At 27.8% G+C, this 25099-nt stretch carries 24 protein-coding genes; 5 read left to right on the top strand and 19 right to left on the bottom strand.

Going from position 1 to position 25099, the window contains the following annotated elements:
• Positions 1–2 precede the first annotated feature (2 nt).
• The 3 genes from BSV1_RS00200 (at position 3) to BSV1_RS00190 (ending at position 3853) form a co-directional block, all read left to right on the top strand.
• Entirely contained in the window at positions 3–2474 is a 2472-nt protein-coding gene (locus BSV1_RS00200) for an ATP-dependent RNA helicase (RefSeq protein ID WP_008882150.1), read from the top strand.
• Positions 2475–2562: 88 nt separating this feature from the next.
• A complete protein-coding gene (locus tag BSV1_RS00195) occupies positions 2563–3078 on the top strand; it encodes a hypothetical protein (protein ID WP_008882121.1) in 516 nt (171 codons plus the stop codon).
• Complete coding sequence (locus tag BSV1_RS00190) at positions 3071–3853, top strand: phosphodiester glycosidase family protein (protein ID WP_039949344.1); 783 nt, start codon at positions 3071–3073, stop codon at positions 3851–3853. The genes BSV1_RS00195 and BSV1_RS00190 overlap by 8 nt, the downstream gene beginning before the upstream one ends.
• Here the strand turns inward: BSV1_RS00190 and BSV1_RS00185 are convergent.
• Positions 3846–4391 (bottom strand): hypothetical protein, encoded by a 546-nt coding sequence (locus tag BSV1_RS00185; RefSeq protein WP_002663899.1) that lies wholly within the window; start codon positions 4389–4391, stop codon positions 3846–3848. The two genes, BSV1_RS00190 and BSV1_RS00185, sit on opposite strands and share 8 nt — an antisense overlap.
• Positions 4392–4471: 80 nt before the next feature.
• Between BSV1_RS00185 and BSV1_RS00180 the strand changes: the two genes are divergently transcribed.
• Positions 4472–4843: a hypothetical protein gene (locus tag BSV1_RS00180; protein WP_008882133.1), complete on the top strand. Its 372-nt coding sequence runs from the start codon at positions 4472–4474 to the stop codon at positions 4841–4843.
• A 141-nt stretch (positions 4844–4984) separates the two neighbouring features.
• Here the strand turns inward: BSV1_RS00180 and miaA are convergent, their stop codons facing one another.
• Genes miaA through BSV1_RS06490 form a run of 9 tightly spaced genes read right to left on the bottom strand, consistent with a single transcriptional unit; the run spans position 4985 to position 12402 of the window.
• On the bottom strand, positions 4985–5905 hold the full coding sequence (miaA, locus tag BSV1_RS00175; RefSeq protein WP_008882120.1) for a tRNA (adenosine(37)-N6)-dimethylallyltransferase MiaA: 921 nt from the start codon (positions 5903–5905) through the stop codon (positions 4985–4987).
• The gene (locus tag BSV1_RS00170; RefSeq protein WP_008882122.1) at positions 5892–6092 is read right to left on the bottom strand and encodes a DNA-directed RNA polymerase subunit omega; all 201 of its coding nucleotides are present in this window, start codon (positions 6090–6092) and stop codon (positions 5892–5894) included. The genes miaA and BSV1_RS00170 overlap by 14 nt, the downstream gene beginning before the upstream one ends.
• Positions 6093–6127: 35 nt before the next feature.
• On the bottom strand, positions 6128–6670 hold the full coding sequence (cmk, locus tag BSV1_RS00165; protein WP_008882114.1) for a (d)CMP kinase: 543 nt from the start codon (positions 6668–6670) through the stop codon (positions 6128–6130).
• On the bottom strand, positions 6667–7533 hold the full coding sequence (locus tag BSV1_RS00160; RefSeq protein ID WP_008882123.1) for a YicC/YloC family endoribonuclease: 867 nt from the start codon (positions 7531–7533) through the stop codon (positions 6667–6669). Before BSV1_RS00160 ends, cmk begins: the two co-directional genes overlap by 4 nt.
• Positions 7534–7543: 10 nt before the next feature.
• Complete coding sequence (gene murC, locus BSV1_RS00155; RefSeq protein WP_008882142.1) at positions 7544–8950, bottom strand: UDP-N-acetylmuramate--L-alanine ligase; 1407 nt, start codon at positions 8948–8950, stop codon at positions 7544–7546.
• Positions 8940–9887 carry a hypothetical protein gene (locus tag BSV1_RS00150; protein WP_008882153.1) on the bottom strand — a complete coding sequence of 316 codons (948 nt, stop codon included), beginning with the start codon at positions 9885–9887 and terminating at the stop codon, positions 8940–8942. Before BSV1_RS00150 ends, murC begins: the two co-directional genes overlap by 11 nt.
• Complete coding sequence (locus tag BSV1_RS00145) at positions 9856–10803, bottom strand: pseudouridine synthase family protein (protein ID WP_039949340.1); 948 nt, start codon at positions 10801–10803, stop codon at positions 9856–9858. Before BSV1_RS00145 ends, BSV1_RS00150 begins: the two co-directional genes overlap by 32 nt.
• Positions 10804–10812: 9 nt before the next feature.
• Positions 10813–12195: a sodium/pantothenate symporter gene (gene panF, locus BSV1_RS00140; protein ID WP_095522057.1), complete on the bottom strand. Its 1383-nt coding sequence runs from the start codon at positions 12193–12195 to the stop codon at positions 10813–10815.
• Between the two features lie 12 nt (positions 12196–12207).
• Positions 12208–12402, bottom strand: coding sequence for a DUF997 family protein (locus BSV1_RS06490; protein WP_141630999.1), 195 nt, complete (start codon positions 12400–12402; stop codon positions 12208–12210).
• Between the two features lie 74 nt (positions 12403–12476).
• On the opposite strand from BSV1_RS06490, the gene coaBC reads away from it, so the two are divergent.
• A complete protein-coding gene (gene coaBC, locus BSV1_RS00135) occupies positions 12477–13649 on the top strand; it encodes a bifunctional phosphopantothenoylcysteine decarboxylase/phosphopantothenate--cysteine ligase CoaBC (RefSeq protein WP_008882148.1) in 1173 nt (390 codons plus the stop codon).
• A gap of 23 nt (positions 13650–13672) precedes the next feature.
• Here coaBC and BSV1_RS00130 read toward each other — a convergent pair whose 3' ends face one another.
• The 9 genes from BSV1_RS00130 to truB form a co-directional block, all read right to left on the bottom strand.
• Entirely contained in the window at positions 13673–15082 is a 1410-nt protein-coding gene (locus tag BSV1_RS00130) for a HEAT repeat domain-containing protein (protein ID WP_008882146.1), read from the bottom strand.
• Complete coding sequence (gene murJ, locus BSV1_RS00125) at positions 15079–16599, bottom strand: murein biosynthesis integral membrane protein MurJ (RefSeq protein ID WP_008882144.1); 1521 nt, start codon at positions 16597–16599, stop codon at positions 15079–15081. The genes BSV1_RS00130 and murJ overlap by 4 nt, the downstream gene beginning before the upstream one ends.
• Positions 16592–17719, bottom strand: coding sequence for a tRNA guanosine(34) transglycosylase Tgt (gene tgt, locus BSV1_RS00120; RefSeq protein ID WP_008882134.1), 1128 nt, complete (start codon positions 17717–17719; stop codon positions 16592–16594). The genes murJ and tgt overlap by 8 nt, the downstream gene beginning before the upstream one ends.
• A 26-nt stretch (positions 17720–17745) precedes the next feature.
• Entirely contained in the window at positions 17746–18813 is a 1068-nt protein-coding gene (locus BSV1_RS00115; protein ID WP_039949338.1) for an LptF/LptG family permease, read from the bottom strand.
• Positions 18810–20099 (bottom strand): LptF/LptG family permease, encoded by a 1290-nt coding sequence (locus tag BSV1_RS00110; RefSeq protein WP_002660997.1) that lies wholly within the window; start codon positions 20097–20099, stop codon positions 18810–18812. The genes BSV1_RS00115 and BSV1_RS00110 overlap by 4 nt, the downstream gene beginning before the upstream one ends.
• On the bottom strand, positions 20074–21594 hold the full coding sequence (locus BSV1_RS00105; protein WP_008882129.1) for a ligand-binding sensor domain-containing protein: 1521 nt from the start codon (positions 21592–21594) through the stop codon (positions 20074–20076). Before BSV1_RS00105 ends, BSV1_RS00110 begins: the two co-directional genes overlap by 26 nt.
• 6 nt (positions 21595–21600) lie before the next feature.
• The gene (pnp, locus tag BSV1_RS00100; protein WP_008882145.1) at positions 21601–23769 is read right to left on the bottom strand and encodes a polyribonucleotide nucleotidyltransferase; all 2169 of its coding nucleotides are present in this window, start codon (positions 23767–23769) and stop codon (positions 21601–21603) included.
• 14 nt (positions 23770–23783) lie between these two features.
• Entirely contained in the window at positions 23784–24050 is a 267-nt protein-coding gene (gene rpsO, locus BSV1_RS00095) for a 30S ribosomal protein S15 (protein WP_002557393.1), read from the bottom strand.
• A 198-nt stretch (positions 24051–24248) separates the two neighbouring features.
• Entirely contained in the window at positions 24249–25097 is an 849-nt protein-coding gene (gene truB / locus BSV1_RS00090; protein WP_008882124.1) for a tRNA pseudouridine(55) synthase TruB, read from the bottom strand.
• Positions 25098–25099: the final 2 nt, after the last annotated feature.

The following is a 25099-nucleotide window of genomic DNA, read 5'->3' as shown; positions in this document are numbered from 1 at the left end:
ATATGAATGATTTCAAACTCCCAATTTATAAATACAAAGATGAATTAATTAAAGTACTAAAAAGCCACAATGTTTTAATTGTAGAAAGTCCAACAGGTAGCGGAAAAACCACCCAACTACCAAGAATAATTTACGAAGCGGGTTTTGCAAAATTAGGAAAAATTGGAGTAACTCAACCAAGAAGAATAGCTACAGTATCAATAGCTGAATATATTGCCAAACATATTGGCGTAAATGTTGGAGAAGAAGTTGGCTATAAGATAAGATTTGAAGAAATTACAAGTCCAAAAACCAAAATCAAATTAATGACTGACGGAGTGCTTCTGCAAGAGCTAAAAAAAGATACACTGCTTTATGAATATGATGTAATAATAATAGACGAAGCACACGAAAGAAGTTTAAACATTGATTTTATATTGGGTCTTATCAAAGACATTTCAAGAAAAAGGGATGATTTTAAAATCATAGTTTCGTCTGCTACAATAAACACAAAAATATTTTCAAAATATTTTAATAATGCACCAGTTGTTAGCATTGAAACTATCACTTACCCAGTACAAATAATATACAATCCTCCTCTTTTAAACACATCAAAAGGAATGATATTAAAAATAAAAGAAATTGTCTTAAACGTAATAAAAGAAAAAAAAGCGGGAGATATTCTTATATTTTTATCTGGAGAGAAAGAAATAAAAGAAACTATAAAAGAATTACAAGAATTAAACTCAAAAAAAAATTTAATAATATTTCCTTTATACGGCAGAATGCCCAAAGAAGCTCAAGAGCAAATATTTATGACTACTCCTAAAAATAAAAGAAAAATAATAGTGTCAACAAATATAGCAGAAACTTCAATCACAATTGAAAATATTAAAATAGTAATAGATAGTGGAAAAGTTAAAACAAATAAATTCCAAACAAAAACTCATACCTATTCGCTCCAGGAAGTTCCAATTTCAAAATCATCAGCAACTCAAAGAGCTGGTCGAGCAGGAAGACTTTCAAAAGGAACTTGCTACAGACTTTACAAAAGAGAAGATTATCAATTAAGAGAAGATTATCAAAAAGAAGAAATATATAGAACAGACCTATCTGAGGTAGTACTAAGAATGGCAGATATTGGAATTAGAGATTTTACCCACTTTGACTTTATCTCAAAACCATCAACACATTCGATTCAAACTGCAAGCAAAATATTAAAATCTCTGGATGCTATAAACAATAAAAACGAACTTACAGAAATTGGGAAATATATGATACTATTCCCATTAATACCAGCACATTCAAGAGCATTAGTCGAAGCAATGATAAATTACCCACAAGCGATCTATCAAACCACAATAGGTCTATCATTTTTATCCACAAGTGGAATTTTTCTACTACCCCAAAATGAAGAAATGGAAGCCAGACAAGCTCACTTAAAATATAAAAATCCAATGGGAGATTTAATTGGATTTGTTAATATCTTTGAAGATTTTAAAAAAGCTCCAAATAAAGAAGCTTTCACAAAGGAAAATTATTTAGATCTACAAGGACTCGAAGAGATAGCAAATGTACAAATGCAGCTTGAAAACATTATTAGCAAATTAAATATACCAATAATACAAAAAGGTGTTTTTGATAACGAAGGATATTTAAAATCAATAATGAGAGGAATGAGGGATTATATTTGCTTTAAAACTTCAAAAAAGAAATATAAAACCATCAAGGCTCAAAACGTAATAATTCATCCCGGATCACTTATTAGTACCGATTCTGTGAAATATTTTGTTGCAGGAGAAATTATAGAAACTACAAAAATGTATGCAAGATCTATTGGGGTCTTAAAAAAAGAATGGATTGATGATATTATCCTTAATGAAGAGTTTAAACATAAAGACATATCTAGCAAAGAGAAACAAATAACAAATACCGGGCAGACAAAAATTATCAATGAAATCAAAATAGGTAAAAAAATTTTCAAAGCGGAATACAAAAATAACATTTATGTAATAAAAATTAACCTAGAATCGCTAAAAGAAATGATTTTCAAAAACGAACTAAACAATCAAAATAATGAAGATCTGAAAAAAATTAAAATACAATTGATGCATAAAAATATAACCGTTTTTAACAACAAAAAATTTTTAGAAACTATAGAAATAGTCAAAAACATGGGAAAAGATTGGCATTGTATAAAAAAATATGAAACAAATAATGTAAACATTAATGAACCTGAAAAAATGAAAAATCTTTTAGAATGCACAATGCAATTTATAAGCTCCCCCCCCAAAAAAAATGCTCTTTTTTTATCGTTGGAAACAGATTATTCTGGAAATTTTAGACTAAAACCCAAACAAAATTTCATAATGGCAATAGAAGAATCTATGGAAAGCATAAAAAGCCTTATAGAAAACAAAGAATACATACAAAAGTTACATTTTATAAAAAAATTAATAAATAAAGTTTACAAAAAATTAAATTACTTTTTTTAAAAACTAAACTTTGAAAGCCTTGTTATAATATAAAATATAATAATCAAATATTATTCAAAATTAACAGCAATGAAGTTTATAATAAATTATGAACTGGCTATCCTTTTTTTATGTTTTATTATTTTTAGTAATTTTTCCTTTTGAATTACAGAGTAATAATAAAGAAAATATAGAAAATTTAATAAAGCTACATATGCTTTATGATTTAACCAATAACCTGTCAAAAGAATTAGAAACAATAAATAAAATTAAAAATTTTGACTTAGAACAACATTATCTGCTAATTACAAAATATTATCTAAAAATAAAAAAATATAAAGAAGCTAATGATTTTTTAAAAAAAATAAACCAAAAAAAGATAAAAAATCAAAAAATAAAAAACGAAATCATTTCGCTAAAATTAAGAATAAATGAAGATAATACTAATGAAGAAGAAATCAAAAAAATTTTAAATAACGAAAAAAATATAGATGTCAAAATAATTTATCAAATATTTAATCTTATAAAATTTAAAAATAAAAAATTAGCAAATAAAATTAAAAACATAATACTAACAAACTATCCCAAAAGCATTTATTCTTATAAAATAAAAAGAAATGAATAAAAAAATATTAACACTGCTAGTATTGATTTTGAGTATTTCATCAGTACTAATGCTGTCCAAATCAATCACTAAAAAATCCAAATACAAAATTATTAGGGATTATTTCATAAACAGCAATTATGTTCTGGTGAAAATTGAAAATAAAGATCTAAAATTTACCATATCAAAACCTATTTACGACAAAAAGCTAAATAATTACTTCTTTAAAGGCCAAACAACAAGCCATTTCTTAATTTCTAACAATGTTGACATTGCAATTAACACAAGTCCATACGAAATTAAACAAAACATGTTTTTCCCAAAAGGACTATACATATATAATAAAAAAATGATTTCAAAACAAATAAATAACTACGGGGAGATTGTAATAAAGCACAACAAAATTATATTAAATCCCAAAGAAGACGAAATAGAAAACTGCGATTATGGATTTAGCGGATTTTTTGTTTTAATCAAAAACGGAAAGTATAAAAAAAATTTTAAAGAAACAAAGCACCCAAGAACAATAATAGGAACTGATAAAAATAACAAGCATTTATTTCTTGTTACAATAGAAGGAAGGGGTGTCAATAATAGCAAAGGAGCCTCTCTTAATGAAGCTATTGATTTTGCATTAAGCTATGGCATGACTAACGCTATTAATCTAGACGGGGGGGGCTCAAGCACTCTTGTTGTAAAATCAAATAACGCTCCTTACAAATTAAACTTTACTGCAAATATCTTTGGACAGGAAAGACCTGTCCCATTTCATTTAGGAATAAAGCTTCCTAATTGAAAAATCTCCAACCGATATTAAATCCAAGCATAATCTCGGTTGTTAACCCAGAAAAATTTTTATAATTAGAAAATGGAGAAATAGAAAGCATAAACAACGGCCTAATATATAAACCATCAAGATCGGGAATAAAAAGATCAGCAGCAAGCCCCATGCTTAAAAAAAAGAGATTAAAGTTATTAGAGCTCAAATCAAAAGCATATTTAAACCCAATTAATGGGAAAAGCATTCTAACCTGCTCTTTGAAAACCATTGGATATGTTCCATAAAGCCCAAGCGAGAAATATCTCCCATTGTGAGTAGCAACAAAAGCCTCTTTGTAAGACATCTCAAAAAGTACATAATTTGCATCAAAAAATAAATTCAAATTAATCCCATGATCTGCTCTGGTAAAATTTGGAGCAAATTTAGTAGCGCCTGTTTTATCAGTATAATTAGTAAATTGATAAGAAAAACCTCCACCAAAAGAAAGTGGATAAGAAACAATTAAATTATTAGAAGAGATGAGAAATAAAATAAAAAAAAGATATTTCTTCATTAACAATCCTTAAAAATTCTAAAAAATACTATATTATTATAGTAACACACTAAAGTAGTATATAAAAAATCAAGGAAATTATGAATACAAAAACATTATATTTAATATCCTTAATTCTTTTAGCTTGCAATAAAAATAACAAAATTCCTCTCATTCAAAAATTAGATTTACCCAAAAGCAGCATTCTTGGCTTCAGCAATAAAATGGGCATAATAATAAAAGATTATGCTTTTCTTAGTAAAAGCACTAAGAAAAATAGCGAATTGGACTATGATTACGCAATTCTACTCAGAAAAGATGAAGTCATAAAAATTGAAAAAACACTAGAAAAAACAGAGCGCTATGGAATTGAAGGAAATTGGATCCTAGTCAATTACAAGGGAACTAAAAGATACATCTTTAGCAAAGATATCAATATAGTCAACAATCTAATAATTGATCATTCTAAATAGCTTTACCACATAACCGGACAAAAGTCCGATCAATGTAATAAATTACTTATTTTTTTTCTTATGTCTATTTTTTCTTCTTTTTTTCTTCCTTTTATGGGTAGAAATTTTTTTTAATTTTCTTTTTCTTCCGCAAGGCACTCCCTAAATCTCCTTATCAACCTTAAAAATTAAATTCAAAATGTTATCTAAATCATCCTCTGGATGAAGCCATAAAACATCAGAAATTTTGGCAAAAAAGGTCATTTGCCTTTTTGCATATAAAAACGAATTTTTGTTTATTAAACTTATTATATCATTTAAACCATAGCAAGGTCTACTTTTCCATAACAAAAACTCATTATAGCCTATTCCTTTAAAAGCCGGAGTATTTTCATTGTAACCCTTGCTAAATAAACCTTTAATCTCGGAAAGTAGTCCACTATTGAGCATTTCATTAATTCTTATTGATATTCTGGTTTTCAAATCTTCAAAAGATCTCTTAAGGCCTATAATCACAATATTTTTAAATTCACTATTTTGTTTTTTTTGAAATTGGCTAATAGGAATTCCTGTTTGATAGTAAACCTCAAGCGATCTTTTAATGCGATAAATATCATTCTTATTTAACATATTAAATCTGATGGGATCTACATTTTTCAATTCTTTTAAAAGATAAGATTTACCCTTAAGCTCTAAAAGATTGTTCACATAAATTCTTATTTTAGAGGTAACCAAGGGTGTTGAAGGAAATCCATCCTTTAAATGCTTAAAATAAAAAGCAGTACCCCCTACAAATATAGGAATTTTTTTTTTCTGTCTTATTTCTTTTACTATTTTTAAAGCTTGTTCGTAAAAAATTCCAATAGTATACTCCTTTTCGGGATCTAAAAAATCTACTAAATGATGCTTTATATGTTTCATTAAATTTTTACTTGGCTTTGAAGACGCTATATTAAACTCTTTATACACTTGAATGGAGTCAACATTAATAATTTCTGCTTTATTTTTTGGAAAATGAAATAAAATATTGCTTTTGCCCACAGCTGTAGGGCCAAAAATAAAAACTACTCTATCTTCCTTCAATTGAATAGCTAAATTTACCAGTCAAAACGTCATTAAAAGCTTGTCCTAATATTTTATCATCAAAAATAGCGTGTTCTGCTAAAGAAATATTGTCTATAATTTGCTCTGTGCGCATTATAGTTGCAACAACAAGTTCATAAAAATTTCCATCAAAATCTTGTATTTTTTTTAAAGGCATTTTAGTCATTTAATCTCCTTATAAACTAAACATATTAAATAAGTTTAGCTAATTTTTTTCAAGTTTCTTTTATCAATTTCATCTCTAATTAATTCAAAAACTTCATTTGGATTAATATTTGTAACATCAATTACCAAATCGGTCTCTGAAGAATAATCATCAATATCTATATTGTAAATAGCTAAATATCTTTTTTTATCATTTTCATCTCTAACAAAAGTACTGCTTAAAACGTCAGAATACATGCCCCCCTCTCTAGTCATTATTCTCTCGGCTCTAACTTCCATTTTAGCATAAAGATATATTTTTAAATCAGCACTCTTAGAAATCCAAATAGCAAGACGAGATGCAAGCACTGTATTATTTTTTCTAGAAAGCACAGACAATCTATTATCAAGGTATTTATCCCAATAATAATCATTTCTCCCTATTATCTCTTTTTCATAAAACTCTGAAAAAGGAATATTATGCTCTCTTGCAATATCATGAAAAGTATAATTAATAAACTCAAGACCGTAATGTTTGGCAATCATCCCGCTTACAGTAGTATTGCCACAACCACTCTTACCAGAAAGTGCTATTTTCATTCAACATTCCTTATTTGCTCTTTTATTTTTTCTAAATTTAACTTCATATTCAAAATCAAATTCTTAATATCAAGATCAACCGCCTTATTACTCATGGTTGTTATTTCTCTGTGCATTTCTTGAGAAATAAATTCAAGAACTTTGCCACATATCTCATATTCAAGATTTTTATAAAAAGTTTCTATATGAGAATCTAAGCGCATGATCTCTTCATTAATATCCAGACGAATTGCCATTTTAGCTGCCTCTTCTGCAATATTTAAATCTCTAAATTCATCCATTAATTTAGAAATATTTTCTTTAATGCTTGTAAATAATTTGACATTTATATCACTGCAAGCATCTTTAACAATTTTAAGGTCCCGCTCTATTAACACAAGAGTTGACACTATGTCCGACTTGGTATTTTCTCCTTCAAAACTTCTTCCATTATTGTAATGCAATAAGGCTTCTTCTAGAACACCTTTAAACAACCCATAAATCTCTTCTTGATGCTCACTATCCTCATCAATTATCAAAGCTCCTTTTAATGATAAAAAATCGCCCAAACTTAGTTCGTTTTTAATATTAAGATTGGTATGTGCCAAAGAATCTCTAAGTCTAGAAATAGCCTCAATATAATTGGGATTAATCGCAAAATTCACACGAGGAACCAATTCCTTATATCCTACATTTAAAAAAACATTGCCTCTGCTAATATATTTTGAAATCAAATTTCTTATATCAAGATCATAGCCAGAAAAAATTTCTGGTAACCTAAATTTAAATTCTAAAAACTTTCCATTATAAGATTTCAAATTAACACTAAACGCATAGTTACCAATTATCTTTTCCAAATAAAAAAATCCTGTCATGCTTTTCAATATAACACCCTTACAGAAAATCGTGTAAAATAAAATTATTTCCAGCGCCCATTGTAATAAACAAGTCTCCAGATATTAATAAACTTTTTATAAAGTTAATAGAGTCTTTAACATCCTTAAAAAAATAAGTATTCTTATTTATTTTTTTAATACTTAAAAACAATTTAACAGAAAGTTCATCTGGATTAAAATTTTCCCTATTTGAAAGATATATATTGTGCAAAATTAATATATCAGCAGCACTTAGAACTTCAACAAAATCGGCAAAAAATTCTTTTGTTCTTGTAAAGGTATGAGGCATAAAATCCAAAATTATACGTTTGTTCTTATAAAAATTTTTAATACCAAAAAGAGTATTTTTAATTTCCCTGGGATGATGAGCATAATCGTCCATGTAAATCACTCCATTTTCCTCTTTAACAACTTCAACCCTTCTTTTTATACCACTATAATTTTTTGCAATTCTCTTTATTGCTTCTTCAAAATCAAAAATTGATTTCCCATTACTTTCTAAGAAAAGATTTAAAGCCAAAAGCGCTGCTGAAAAATTCAATACATTATGAAATAAAACAGTCTTAAGCTCAACGTTTAAAAAGCCTAAAAAAGAAAAACAAAAATATTTACTCCTAACTGCAATATTACTTATTTGAAAATCAGATAAATCTCCAGATCCATAGCTAAAAATACTTATATCTTTTCTGTTGATTTGCCTTTTAATTTTAAGCAAATTATTATCATCGGAATTAATTATTAATATTCCATTTTTCTTCAAATTATCAATATACTGTAAAAAAGCCTCTTCAAGAGCCTCATAATTTTTAAAAAAATCAACATGCTCATAGTCAACATTGGTTAAAATAAGCATATTAGGGCTAAAATTCAAAAAATGTTTCTTATACTCACAAGTTTCAACAATAAAAATATTGCTAATACCTGCTATTGCAGAATTATCTTTAAAATCTTTAACGCTTGACCCCACAATAACATTGGGATTTAATCCTAATTTATTAAAAAGAACACCTAAAAACGCCGTAGTGGTAGTTTTACCATGAGAACCTGCAATTCCAATGCTATAGTGCTTTCTAGAAAGCTCTCCAAGAACCTCAGGATAAGATAAAATAGGTATATTTAATTCTTTTGCCTCAAGTAAAACTTGCAAATCATCCTTATTATAGGCCGAAGAATATACTATTAAATCAAAAGACCTATCAAGCTGTTTTAATGAAAACTCATAAATATTCTCATAATAAGATATTTTATTATTACTTAAAATTTCATCGGTATAAAATTTATCAGAAACATCTACCCCTTCTACACAATACCCTTTTGAATTTAAAAAACAAGCCAGAGAACAAGTCCCACTTCCCTTTATTCCTACAAAAAAAATATTATTCAAATCGTCAAAATCAACCTTCATAGCTCTCTTCTAAATAATCTTTTTTGTCATAAAATTTATGTATAACTATATCAATAGATAATATATTAATTATTGTATACTTAAGTACGTTCGTAATAATATAGGTTCTAAGCATTTCTGTATTATTAAGCAAGTTATTTCCAAGAGGAATATTTAAAAACAGCTTAAAAAGGTAATTGTTTCCATCTTTTTTGATTTTAAGATCATAAACAATATAATTTCTATCATACTCAGAAACACAATGTTCAATAATTTGCCTTACAGCTCTCTTAGAAATAGATAAAACCCCTTCTTCATAAAAATGGGGCCTTACAACAGATCGAATATAATTTTTCTTCCTAGTAAAGAACCATCCGCTTTTAAAAAAAACTTTAATTGAGTTTAATAGCAAATTGGGCCTAATAGACGTTATTTCAAAAGCAGCCGCTGGTACAACATGCTCCCCCATTTGCCTTGAAATTCTTGCTTTTTCTATTTCCTGTCTGGTTGAAACATCTGTTATGTAAATAATCTTAAAAACATTTGGCAACAAAAGTTTTGAAATTATTTTATCTATCATTTTAAGACTTGTTCCTAATATTAATATTTTATTAAATTCTTCTTTTGCAAGCACTTCAAGCATTTCTCTGCAATGAGCATCATCTTCAAATACAGATCGCCTTACCGCTTTAAAAACATTATCTTCAAACTTAGCAGAACTTCCGGCAATAATTTTCATATTTTTAATTAAAACACCATCATCAATTATTAAAGGTATTGAATATTTATCTGCTACCAAATGCGATCTAAAGCTCTTACCAGTTCCAGCAGATCCTACTAATGCATACACCTTAACCCTAACAAATTTATGCTTAATGCTAGTTGCAAAGTTTTTAACCTTGCTTAATATTTTTTTTAAAAAAAAATCACTTGAAAAATTCTGAAAATTCATAGACATCAAAAATATCTTTTACTTGCTTTAAAAATTCTAAACTAGGCTTAGAGCAAAATTCATTCTTTTTAAAGAATGTTCCATTAAATTTTACCAAAAAAGCATGTAAAAAGTAATCGCTTTTCTTGAATTTATCACAGTATTTCTTGTCATTAATTAAAGGATGATTATTAAAGGAACACTGAGACCTTATTTGATGGGTAAAGCCTGTTTCAATAACAATCTCGACAAGAGTAGCTCTTTTGCAAGATAATATTGGATTAACCTTTGTAATTGCATTAACAAAATTTTTATCTTCTAAAACAAAAGTTTTTCTCAACCTTTTATTTCTAAATAAATGATTTTTATAAACAACAGAAGACTTAACCTCGCCTAAAAGTATTGCAAAATATTTTTTAATTATAGATCCACCACTAAATGCCTCACTTAGCTTTCTTGCAGTATTTATATTTTTTGCAAAAATAATAATACCAGAAGTATTTCTGTCAAGCCTGTGAACTGCCGAAGGCTTAAAGCTTAGAGATCTTAAATTTTGACTTAAAAGATAAGCATTCGCTAAAAAATCAAGAGAATTTTTACCTCCATGAACTAAAATGCCTTTTTGCTTATCTAAAACAAGTAAGTCGCTGTCTTCATAAATTATTCTTTTTCGAATATATTGAAAATCAATATTGCTTTTAAAGCATTCATCCGTGGTTAAGTTCAAATTTTGGGCTAAAGATTTGTACAAATAAATTTTATCACCTTTGCAAACTCTGCATGAAAAATGTGATTTTAAACCATTTAGCCTAATGTCGCCCTTTCTAATATGTTTTATTATCCGCGCTTTAGAAAAATTTAAAATTTTAATTAAAATTGAATCTAGTCGCTTGCCATTATCATTAGCAATCACTTCTAAAAAAATATATTTATCCAAACGCAAAAAATACCCCTAACAAACCTTACTATTTTTTTTACAAAAAAAATTAACTACTAAAAATGTAAATATAGAAACAAAAAATGATGGAAAAACGGGGTGAAAAAACCACATATTTAAACCAAAGAATAAAATGGACAAATAAAATATTAAGCCTAAAAACATAGAAGCAAAAGCCGCTATTTTGCTTACAAAATTTAAATAAAGTCCAAAAACAATAATAGGGAAAAACGAAACTTCCAAAGCTCCAAAAGCAAAAATATTAACGAAGAATAAAAAATTGGGAGGGAAGAGAGAAAATATAAGTATTATTAAAATAAAAAAAATATTAGAAATCATTATTACCCTGCCAATCTTTACATCTTCTTTTAAATCTTCTTTATAAATAAATATTGACTTTATTAAAACAGACGTTATTAATAGCAAATTTGAATCCACTGTAGACATTATTGCAGATAAAAGACCCATAAAAAACATAAAACAAGAAAAAGGATTTAAAACTTTTAAAGCCACATTTAAAACAACTTTATCATTTGGACTTAAATCTGGAAAAAGAATAATAGCAAAAAACCCTATTAAATGCATCAAAACAATTAAAAAGCTAATAATAAAAGTAGAAATGGGAAGAGAAAATTTTATAGCATTCTCATCTTTAAATGCTATAAAATTATTAATAATCTGAGGCTGCCCTAATATTCCTATTCCTATTAATATCCAAAAAGAAATTATATATTGTGGCTTTAAATCAGCATTTGAAGGAAGTAAAAGGCTTTTATCTAAGCTAGACATTGCTGTTTTGAATAAATTATTAATACCTCCTCCCAAATCTAGCATCTTGGAAAACAAAATAACAGATGAAACTAGCATTAAAAATCCTTGAATCAAATCTGTATAAGCTACTGCCTTAAAGCCACCAAAAAATACATAAATAAAAACCAAGAAGGCAAAAAAAGTAAGACCAACTACGTAATCAATACCCCAAAAAACTTCTATAAGCTTAGCACCACCTATTAATTGGGCAGAAATCAAAAACATTGAAAAAAAAATCAATACAAATCCACTCATTAACGCCAAAAAATCACTTTCATATCTATGCCTAATATAATCAATAATATTAATTGCATTAATTTTTTTTGATTCGCAATTTAATCTCTGACCAACAATAATAAAAACAATTAAAGTTGTAGGAATTTGTATGGTAGCTAATAATATAAAAGATAACCCATACTTATAAACAGCAGAAGGACCGGAAATAAAACTACTAGCACTAATATAGCTAGAAGAAAATAATAAGGCCATAACAATAAAATTAATATTTCGATTTGCAAGAAAATATTTATTTAATAACAAAAACCTACCTCTATTTCTTTTTTTAAGAAAATCTAAAAATAAAAAAATATCAATAATGTATCAAGTTTTACTAATTACTAAAATAAAAAAACAAACCAAAAAAAAATTTATACTGGGGAATAAAATTCCTGACAAAAAAAACCACAAAGGAATATTAAATATAGTAGCTGATGTGTCAATAAAATAGGCAAAACAAAACCACAATACAAATATAAAAACATACAATAATATAGCGTACAAAATCCTATTTCTCATTTAAAACAACCTTAACAAAAGGACATCAAAATTTATAAATTCAAATATAACTTATATTATATAATATATATTATATGGATAAAAATAAACATATATTAATTGGTATATGTGGGGGCATAGCCTCTTACAAGTCAGTTTACATAGTTTCCAGTTTAGTTAAATTAGGATACAAAGTTAAAGTTATAATGACACAAAATGCAACCAAATTTATTGCTCCATTAACTTTAGAAACCATTTCTAAGAACAAAATAATTACTAATTTGTGGGATTTAGACCACAATGAGGTGGAGCATATAAAAATTGCAAAATGGGCACACCTAATTCTTATTATTCCTGCTACCTACAACACAATATCTAAAATTGCATCAGGAATTGCTGATGATGCATTAACTACAATAATATCTGCAAGCACAGCTCCTACTTATTTTGCAATAGCAATGAATAATATAATGTATTCAAACCCTATTTTAAAAGAAAATATAAAAAAGCTTAAAACTTATAATTATAAATTCATTGAACCTGATAAAGGATTTTTGGCTTGCTCATCAAATGCTTTGGGGCGCCTTAAAAATGAAGAAAAAATTATAAAAATAATATTGAATGAATTTAATCAAAAAGACTACCTAAAAAACAAAAAAATACTTATAACAGCATCCAGAACTGAAGAATTAATAGATCCAATTCGCTATTTCTCAAATACATCAACGGGAAAAATGGGGTTTTGCTTAGCACAAGAGGCTGTCAAACTAGGAGCTCAAGTTACAATTATTACAGGACCAACCAATGAAAATGGGCCTGAAGGAGTCAACATTATAAAAATAAAAACTGCAATGGAAATGTACAAGAAAGCTCTCAAAATATATAATAAATTTGAAATAATAATTGGAGCCGCCGCTGTTGCCGATTTTAAACCCAAACACATTTTCAATAGTAAAATTAAAAAAAATAAAATCAATAGATTATATATAAAATTAGTAAAAAATCCCGACATAATCCAACACATAGGACACAATAAGCTTAAAAACCAAATTGTTATTGGATTTTGCGCTGAGAGTTCTAAAAATTTAATTCAAAAAGCTAAAGAAAAATTAAAAAATAAAAACTTGGATTTTATCATTGCAAATGAACTTAAATATTTTGGTTCAAACTTAAACAAAGTTTATATAATAAATAAACAAAACACAAAAGAACTGCCAGAAATGGAAAAATCAGAAGTGGCTAAAGAAATTTTAAAAATTTTATACTAATATGCTTAATAGTTTATTAATAATCAATAATCTTTTAAAAGCATTTTAATATATTCGGAGTTCGTTTCACTTTTAATTTTTTTAAGCTTATCAGAAAGCGATGAAGATTTATTATAAACAGCTCCCTTTAATGCCAAATACCTTAAATCAATATTTTTGCTGTCAATGATTTTAGAATAAAAATTATCAAAATTACCCTTTTTACCAGCCAACATTGAAGCAACACCTCTTAAAACATTTGAGGGTCTATTAATATTTTCTTTATTAACAATTTCTAAAGCAATTGACAATGCTTTTAGAGAATCCTTATCTAAAAGGTAACTAAACATTGAAATTTTAAAATTATTGTCAATCTTAAAATCAAACATAATGTTTTTTATCTCAATATTCCCAAGATCCATATCAATCAAAGCCTTAGCAGAAACCTCCCTAACTTTAAGAGATGGATCGCTTTTAAGCTTATAAATCAAAATATCCTTTGCAGAAGAGTCCTTATGTCCTTTGATTGCATTAATAGCTTTAAACCTAATATTATCATCAGAATCTCTTAAAAATCCTTGTAAAATCTCTTTAGACTTTAAAGAAGAATCTTTGGACAAAGAAGCAATAATAGCTAATTTAACATTTAAATTATTGTTATTACTCTGAAGATATAAATCAGCATTTTCAGTTACTTTATCTGAAGCAAGATATGACAACGCTTCGATTGCAGCAGCCTTAATTGATGGGCCCTCGTAATTATCTAGCGAAATTTCATAAATTCTATCCTGATAATCAACAGCGGCCATTTTTCCAAGAGCAATAAGTATTTCTCTTCTAGCCCCATCATTTCCAGAATATTTTTCAAAAACTTCCATCATGTTTTTGGAATACTCAAGAGCATTAAGCTCTCCTAAATAATAAGCTGCAATAGATACCACATTGCCCTCTTTATTTTCAAGAATGTCAATAAGAGTTTTTTTTAATTTTTCTTTATCATCAAACTCCTTAAGATACGAAATTGCCAAGCCAAATAAAGAGTTTGAATATCTTTTACTCTCATAATTTTCAAGAATATAATTTGCTGTATCAATGCCTCCCGAATACTTAAGAGAAATAAACAATTCAAGTATTTCCCTTTTAAGCTCAGCATTAAAAGTTTTCTCAAGTCTTTTTTTAAGAGAAAAATTATATTGACTATCGCTTGATTTTTTAAGAGCTTTTATAATGCTTGTCACTTGGCTATCAAGCCCATAAAGAATTGTATCGTTAACATACTTACCATCTAAACCAACATTAGAAAAATTCTCTCCCTTAGAAGAATTTTCTCTCTCAACAAGCTTATTTTCTGTAATTTCGGGCAACAAAGGAGGACTAGGAAGAGTTGGAGAATTAACATTTTGAGCATATACATTAAAAATAGGTAAAAAAAATAAAAAATAAAAGTATTTCATAAAGCATCCCCCCTAATATATCTAAAAAGCTTATTTATTCCCAAAACAGAATAACAAATAAACAAAACAAAAATACTAACAATTCCAGCTGCCATTAAAAAATAAAGATTTTTAAAACTAAACCCCACATCCCACTGAAACTTTTCAAAAAAGAAATAAATTGCATATAAAGGAAAAAGTGTAATAATTGACTTTAAAAGAACAAATAAAATTTCAATTAAATCAATTTTAACTCCACTTTTCAATATTATAAAATAAAAAACAATTACACAAATCATAAAAGAAATAGATTGGGCTAATGCTAAAGCGTTCAAACCATAATAATTAATACCAAAAACAGAAAGTGCAATATCAAGAATAGAAAATAAAACACTCAAATAAAACGGTGTTTTTGCATCACGAATAGAAAAATAATATTTTTGGAAAAAACCAAACATTGAATAAAAAAGCAGGCCTAAAAGAAAACATTTCAAAACACCCGCTGTTTTTTGAGTATCATAAATAGAAAACTTGCCTCCCATAAGAAATAAATTTAAAATATAATCAGACCAAATAAACATTAAAAAAGACACTGGAATAAAAATTAACAATAAAATTTTAATTCCATCTACTAAAAGGGCATTTAATTTTATATTATTCTCCAAAACAGCGTGCTCCGCCATTTTGGGGAAAATCACTGTTGCAATAGAAATATAAAAAATTCCTACAGGAAGCTGATAATAAACTACAGCATTACTAAGAATAGAAACACTTCCTATCTCAAGGGTAGATGCTAATGCAAATGAAATCTGCTGAGTAACAATTGAAATGGAAAATCCAAAAATCATACGAAGCCATCTGGTTAAAAAATTTAAAAATACTTTTTCTCTGAAATAAAATGTTGGTTTCCAGGCAAAACCAATCAGAAGGCAATTTGCAAACGGAATCAAAAATTGTAAAAACCCTCCAAAAATTACGCCAATAACAGCACTATATATTCCAAAACGACCATAAAATAAGAATATGCTCAATATTATTCCAAAAGAAAGCATAATAGGGGAAAATGAAGGAATGAAAAAAATTTTATATGAATTTAGAACAGACACAAAGATTGATGATAAGCTTATTAGTAAAATATATAATACCAAATAACCAAATACAGAACTTGCAAAAATTAAGTTTTCTCCCCTATAATAAGATATAAAATACATAATAGGCTTTGCAAAAATAATCATAACTAAAACAATTAATCCAATGGAAATAATGTTAAAGGTTATGACAGTTCTGAAAAAAGAAACAGCTTTTTCGTGCGATTTGTTTTTTTCATGTGTAAATTCAGGTAAAAAAGCCGAGGTCATTGCGCCCTCTGAAAGAATTTTGCGCAAATTATTAGGAATATTGAAAACATAGTTAAAAATATCAGCATCAAGATTTGCACCAAAATAATAAGAGAAAATCTTTATCTTTACAAAGCCCATTATTCTTGAAAAAAAAGTGGAAATCATGACCAAAATTGTAGAAACAACATATTTATTCATCGAAATTTCCCTCTTCATACTTTTTTAAATATGAAGTTCTAAAGTTTAAAAAATCATCATTTAGAATTGCGGTTCTGATCTTTGAAATCAACCGAAACATATAGCAGATATTATGCTCACTTGCCAAAACTATTACAAAAAGCTCTTTCGATTTTATTAAATGTCTTAAATATCCTTTTGAATACCTTGTACACAAAGTACAGATGCAATTTTTCTCTATCTGAGAAGTATCATCCTTATACTCCTTTCTACCAATGCGCATAATCCCATTATCTGTCAAAAGAGACCCATGCCTAGCAATTCTTGCGGGATTAACGCAATAAAAAATATCAATGCCATAATATATGGCATCAAGTATGTAATGGAGAGTGCCAATACCCATTACATACCTTGGTTTTTCTTTTGGTATCAACAAAGAACTATATTTAAGGATTTCTAAATATTTCTCTCTTGGTTCTCCAACAGAAATGCCTCCAATGACAATACCTGGACTGTCTAATTCCAATATATCATTGATGCTTCTTTTCCTTAAATCTTTAAAAAAATTTCCTTGAGCTATTAAAAATAAAAGCCCGTTGTATCCCTCTTTTCTGTTTTTATAAGATTTGAATGTGCTGCAAGCCCAATTAGTTGTAATATTTGTATATAAATTGGCTTCATTATAATCAATCCCGTAAGAACTGCAAATGTCAGGTGGCATAATAATATCACTGCCAAAAATTTCCTGCATAGCAAATATTCCCTCGGGAGTAAAATAATGATACGATCCATCCAGATAAGATTTAAAATGTACACCTTTTAGATCAATTTTTCTCAGATCAGAAAGAGAAAACACCTGAAATCTGCCCGAATCGGTTAAAAAATTTTTATTCCAAGTTGTAAAATTATGAAGACCACCATATTTTTCAATAGTTTTAATTCCCGGCCTTAAATATAAATGATAAGTATTTGCAAGCATCAAATTACATTCTAACTTCTCAAGAACAGCATGTTTTAATCCTTTCATTGCCTCCAAAGTATCAACTGGCATAAAACAAGGAGTATCTACTCTACCATGAGGAAGATTTAAAAATCCAACCCTTGCATTAGAATGTTTATCATTCTTGATTACACTAAACATATAAATATCCCAAATAATTATATATATTATTTCCTAACAATCCTATAAACAAAAAAATTGATAATCAAAAAAAATATAGTTGTAAAAGAACTTGCTATATATATATGTAAATAGCCTAAATCCGCTAAAAAATTAAAAATTACAATAGAAATAACATAAACAACAGCAAAAGCAATGCTATTTAATAGGCTGAGTATAAAAATATTTTTTTTAAGAGCAAGAGCAATAAAACCAACAGTAAAGCTAAGAAGAATCAATCTAAATGAAAAGAATATCCTATTTAATAAATCAAAAAATGCATCAGAATAATTTAAACGTTCAGATTTGAGAAAACTTATCCAATTAATAAGTTTAGTAAAATTTAATGCCTTTGATGAGAGCATCACAGTTCTTATGTAATCAGGCGCTAGCTTAATAATTCCTGTCCCATCAAGAACATCGTAGGCGTTCTCCTTAATTTTTTTACCAACCTTAACAAACTCTCTAATACCATAAAGCTTCCATTTATTATCTTTCCATTCGGCTTTATTTATATCGTACCTTGTTTGAAACTCATCTTTACTGTCTTTAATTATAATCATCAAGTTAGCAAAAGTATTCTCATCAATATCATAAGATTTAATATTATAAATTTCTCTAGCAAGATCTCTTATTATTATAGTTTTATCCCCAGATCTACTGTCGCCAATGCTATTCTTAATAAGAACATCTCTTCTTGCTATAGTATCTATTACTAAATAATTATCAAAAAAGAAAAGAACAACTGAAATAAATATACTAATTAAAATGATTGGTTTTAATATCCTGGTAAGTGGAACTCCACAACTAAAAAGACCTATTATTTCATTTCTCATAGAAAGATTGCCAATAAGATTCGAAATAGCAAAAAGAAAGGATAAAGCCACTCCATCTGAGAACGCCTTTGGCAAATATAAATAATAAATATAAAGAATATCCTTAAGGCCAATATTCTTTTCAAGATAATTAAGAAGATTGACAAATAAATCACCAAGCATAATTAAAATCATGAAAAGTAAGTTCATGGACAAAAAAGTAAGAATGATGCTTTTTATAAAAAGCTTATCTATTTTCATTTTTTTAACAATCTCAAAAAGAGAATTGCTCCTGCAATAATTAAAATTAAATTAGGCAAAATAGTAACAATAATAGGACTTGGTGCATACTGCACAGTATAAACTTTTCCACCAATAAACATTACCCAATAAAAAACACAAACAATAATTGAAATTACAAGCTCAAGAATAATGGAATATTTCCTATTAGAATACATTCCCATTGAAAAAGCCAAAAAAATAAAAAATAAAACTGAAAGCGGTAAACTAATTTTTTGATAAAATTCAAGATTAAACAGAGCCAAATTTTGCTTCATGCTTCTATCTTGATAAGGTTTAAAATTTAAATTTAAATTATACATATAGTTTAAATTTTCAAAAACATAAGATTCATCCACATAATAGTTTTGATTATATAAATAATTCAAATAAAGATTTGAAAAATTTAAACTTAAAAAGTCTCCTTCTAGATTATTTTTTATATTTGAATCTGCAATTAAATTATTCTGCTTTTTAATTAATTTTATAACATCTCTCATGCTCATTTGTGAAGGAGTTACATAATTTAATAAAAAACTATCACTAAATGTAACCTGATCGATTGAATATTTCATCTTATCTGCATAAAAATAATCATAAAATCCACTCTCACTATCTGTTAAGGCAATAGATAGAACATCATTTAAAATAAAATACACTTGAAAATTTTCTTTTCTAATATCAAGATTTTTTGCCATAAATATTCTATCAAAACCCTTAAGCCCAGTGTTATCAAAAAAAGTTACATTTTTATAACCATTTTCCGATTTCTCACCAGAAACAAAAATCAAATCTCCATATTGTTTGCTTGAATAAGGCTTTAATACCAAATGGGGAACTTCTTCTTTTATTTCATTAAAAATTTTTAATCTGCCAATAGATCCAAGTGGAAGTAAAATATCATTAGATATAAAAGATACAAAAGCAATAACTATTCCTAATTTAAAAAATGGGACAAGTAAATCAAAAATTGATATGCCAATTGAACGAAAAGCTAAAATTTCATTGTGAAGCTTGAATTTATGAATAGTAAGAATTACTGAAATCAAAGAAGCAAAAGGGGGAGAAAGCGCAATAACCATAGGAAGAGAATATATAATAAAAATAAAAGCCTTAAAAAAGGGAACATAATTTTGAAGAAGTATTCTCATAAAGAATAAAATTTGATTTATAAAAAATACGAAAAAGAAAAATAAAAACGTAATTAAAAAATATTTAAAAAATTCAGCAATTATGTAAGACTCATAACTGTTTTTTAATATTTTCATCTACAAAAACCAAACCGTTATTAATAGTGCCCAGTATGACATAATTTTCAAATCTAGAAACTTTTATTAAATTCAAACTAAGAAGCCCATTATTGGGTCCAAAATAATCCCAATTGCCATTTTCAGAATCATAAATCAATAGCCCATGATCAAAGGTTGCAAACAATAGCTTTTTATCTTTAATCTCCATATCCATAAAATAATTAACATCAATATTACTGGCAATAACGTGCTTTTTGTAGCTATTTTTATTTAAATTTAATTCAAAAAGACCCCCACCATATGTTCCAACAAAATAACTATCTTTATATTCTTTTATAAAATTAATATTTTTTTCATTATCATTTTTGCTAAAAAAATCCAAATGTTCAATCTTTTTCAAATTGTCGACATTAACACTATAAATAGCCTTGTCAACTGTTCCAACTAATAATAAATTTTTTAAACTATCAAAGCAGAGTGAAGAAATTTTATTAGATCCAAGCGGTATATTTTTCCAATTTTTTAAATCATAAAACCATAACCCAGAATTTAGAGTGCCAACAAATATTCCATTTTTAACAGCAAGCAAAACTTGTACATTGCTAAAATCAGCATTACCGGGAACATTTATTTGCTTTAAATCCCCATCAACATCATCTATATAATAAACAACATTTTTACCACCAATATAAACTGTTCCATTATAATCCGCAAAACCCCTAATGCCATTTAAAAAAATGCTTTTTTTATCCTTAAGATAGACCCTACAATCATTTTTTTTAATATTATATCTTAAAAGCCCTCCTAATATATTAGTTACAAATATATTGTCATTAAAGACAAATGTATCAAAAACGCTGTTGTCAAGAAATCCTAAAGACTCTAAGTTTAAATGACTTACTCCAAGTTTATTACTTAAAAAACCATAAATCTCTTTATCATAACCCGAGATAGAAAATTCATTAATCTCTTTAAATGCAGAAATTGCATCAGATTTTTCTTTAACAAGATATTTTAATTCAGCTGATCTTAAACTAGCATGAGAATATTTATAGTCTTTTAAAAATAGATCAAAATTATATTCGGAAAGATCATAAAAACCATTCTCATAATTTACATATCCAAAAAACAAATTCGCTTTAGCTAGCAATTCTCTGCTGTGTTGATTCTCATTAGTTACTATTTTATTCAAATAATAATTTGTCAAGCCAATATTTTTTTTAGCATAACTTTCTCTGGCTTTTTTAAAATAAAAATTATTTTCTTTTAAAAAAGCATCGCTAAGGAAAAAAGATTCATTATCTTTTAATCCTATCAAATAGTCTCTTTTAAATTTACCCTCATTACTCTCAAGAACAACATTATTATCATCAATAATGGCTACTTCTTTTTTATTCTCTACAATATCACTAATATGAGAATCTTGAATAGATCTATCTGTAGTAAGGCAGGAAAAAAATAAGAAAAAATATACAGGGTAACCTTTAAATAAATTATTCAAAACAAATTTCATATTATTTTAATAATCTTTATCTCTAACAATTTCAAGATCAATTTTTCCAAATTTGTCTATATCAATTATTTTGACCTTAATTCGCTGACCTTCTTCTAATTTTGGAGGTCGAACTAACCCCGCATTACCTCTTATACTCTCTCCACCGCCACCAAATCTAAAATATCTATTACTATTCCCAAATCTTCCAGAACCATACTTACTGTCTCTGGGTTTCAAACGAGTACTTAAAAATCCCTCCTTTGCAGGAGTAAGTTCAATAAAAGCCCCAAAGCTATTAATCTTTTTCACAGTTCCTTCATAAATTTCGCCTACCTTTGGCTCTCTTACAATACTCTCTATTCTTTCTTTAGCTTTTTGCATCTTAAAATCATCATCCCCGAAAAGAATGATTTTTCCATTCTGCTCAATTTGAACCTTAACTCCAAATTCATCTGTTATAGCCTTAACAGTTTTTCCAGTAGATCCTATCACAAGAGATATCTTGTCAATGTCAATTTGAAGTTGAACAATTTTAGGAGCATACTTAGATATACCAACTCGTGAATTAGAAATTACAGTATTCATAATAGATAATATGTGTATTCTACCTATTCTTGCTTGCTCAAGAGCATCCCTCATTAAATCTTTAGTAACATTTTCAATCTTAATATCCATTTGAAATCCAGTAATTCCATTTTTTGTGCCAGCCACTTTAAAGTCCATATCACCTAGATGATCCTCTTCTCCAAGAATATCACTTAAAACTACATATTTATCCCCTTCGCTAATAAGCCCCATGGCTATCCCTGCAACTTGCCCTTTAACAGGAACCCCTGCTGACATTAAAGACATGCTCCCAGCACAAACAGTAGCCATTGAAGAAGATCCGTTAGACTCTAAAACCTCAGAAACTACTCTAATAGTATAAGGAAAATCATTTTTTCCAGGAACCATTGATTCTAAAGCTCTTTGGGCTAAATGACCATGGCCAATCTCTCGCCTACCGGTCATTAGTCTACCAGTCTCGCCAACTGAAAATGGGGGAAAATTGTAATGGAGCATAAAATTAAGGCGCTTATCGCCATCAATATCATCCATTATTTGCTCATCAATGCTTGTACCAAGAGTAGTAACCGCTAAAGCTTGCGTCTCCCCCCTTGTAAAAAGTGCAGATCCATGCGTTCTACTTAAAATATCAACTTCTGAGATAATATCTCTTATCTCATTAGGAGTTCTGCCATCTGTTCTAATATTGTCGTTAAGAATAGAGCTTCTAACAATCTCCTTCTCAAAATCATCAAAAGCTTTATGAAAAAGAAATTCATTACTATCGGTCAATTTCTCAAGAGAAGAAAAGTGCTCATAAGATTTATTTCGCAGCAAAGTTATAGCTTTATCTCTATTAAGCTTTCCCTTAACAAAACAAGCTTCTTTAAGATCAGCATAAACAAAATCCCTAAGCTCATCTTTAAATTCAAATATTTTTTCTTCAAAAGCTAAAGGAAGTTTTTCCTTCTTGCCTACAATATCTAAAAATTCTTTTTGGGCATTACAAATTTGTTTAATATATTCATGAGCACCATCTATTGCTGAGAGCAAAATATCCTCACTAACCTCATTAGCACCACCTTCTACCATAGTAATTCCATTTAAACTTCCGGCAACAACAATATCAAGATCAGAATCATGAATCTCTTCAAACGAAGGGTTTACTATAAACTTGCCATTCAAATAAACCATTCTAACAGCTGCAATTGGACCATTAAACGGAATATCTGACAAAAAAACTGCCGTAAAAGCAGCATTCATTCCAACAATATCAGGAGGATTAAGCTGATCTGTAGCTAAAGTCGTAGGAATTACTTGAATTTCTCGACCAAATCTTTTATCAAAAAGAGGTCTCATTGGCCTGTCTATTAGCCTGGAAACAAGTATTTCTTTATCCTTTGGCTTTCCTTCTCTTTTGATAAATCCTCCCGGAATTTTACCAGCCGCATAATATTTCTCATTATATTCAACAGAAAACGGAACAAAATCTAAATCTTCTCTCACGTTACTCGAACAACAAACAGTTGCAAGAACCGAAGATCCACCATAAGTTGCAAGAACCGATCCATTAGCCTGTTTAGCCATAAATCCGGTCTCAAACACTAACTCGTCCCTACCTATTTTCAACTTTAATATTTTCCTCAAAATTCAACCTCTTTTTATTTTCTAAGACCAAGTTTAGATATCAACATCCTATAAGCTTCTAAGTCTTTTTTCTGGTAATACCGCAATAAACTTCGCCTTTGCCCTACTAACTTTAACAAGCCTCTTTTTGAACTATGATCTTTTTTATTTATCTTTAAATGTTCAGTTAAATACTTTATTCTACCTGTAATAAGTGCAATCTGAACCCCAACAGAACCAGTATCGCTTTCATTTTTTCCAAATTCAGAAACTATTTTTTGCTTTTGCTTTTTATCTATCATAAAGCAACTCCTATACCATTATAGCAAAGCTCTAACAAACCTCTTGCCATAATTTAAAATAACTACTACGATAGATTATAATATTTTTTCTTAAAAATAACAAAAGCAATTTATCCTTTTCAGGTTATTTTTAATAATAAATTATTAAATTGTTTAAAAAAACAAATATAAAATTAATATGTCATAACATATTTATAATTAAAATATAATGACATATTTATATTTATTTAAACCCACTCCTTGAATTACTGCCAATATTTTCTCTTCTCTGGATTTTAAAATTTTAAATTCATTAATATTGATTTCAATTTTAAAATAAGCACCATTTTTAACAAGATTTATCTTATTAAAATCAATATAAACCTTTTCAAAACTTTTTAAAGATTCTAGACTAATTAAGGAGGCTTTACTCAAATTTTCACACAATGTGGAATCTTTTAGTCTAAACATACCTACTTTAGTCCTTTTTAAATTACTAACATACGCGCAAGAATTTAGAGAATACGCCAAATCTCTTGCAATACTCCTAATATAAGTACCTTTTGAACAGCTAATTTTCAAACTAAGCAAAGAAGAACTAAAATCATAACTTAATCTTTGAATATTATAAACAGTCACTCTTCGTTTTTTAATTTCAAAAAACTTTCCATTTAAAGCAAGCTTATAGGCTCTGCTGCCATCAATATGAACAGAAGAAAATCTAGGGGGACTTTGATAAATCTCTCCTACAAAATCTTTAAGCTTTAAATCTATATCCTCTACATTAGGAATATAATCTGTTTTACTAACTATTCTTCCATTCGGATCAAGGGTATCTGTTTCTAATCCAAATCTGAATTCTGCTACATACTCTTTATCTAAAGAAGTAAAATAACTTGAAAGCTTTGTATATTTTCCTACAAGACCAACCAAAATTCCACTTGCAAATTTATCAAGTGTGCCAGCATGCCCAACACGATTTGTATTAAAATATTTTTTTATAGGGAAAAGAGTTTCAAAAGAAGTTTTACCTTGTTCTTTATTAATTAAAAGGAATCCATTTTCCAAAT

The sequence above is a fragment of the [Borrelia] finlandensis genome (assembly GCF_000181875.2).
Taxonomy (GTDB): Bacteria; Spirochaetota; Spirochaetia; order Borreliales; family Borreliaceae; genus Borreliella; species Borreliella finlandensis.
This window is presented reverse-complemented; position numbering and strand designations above follow the sequence as displayed.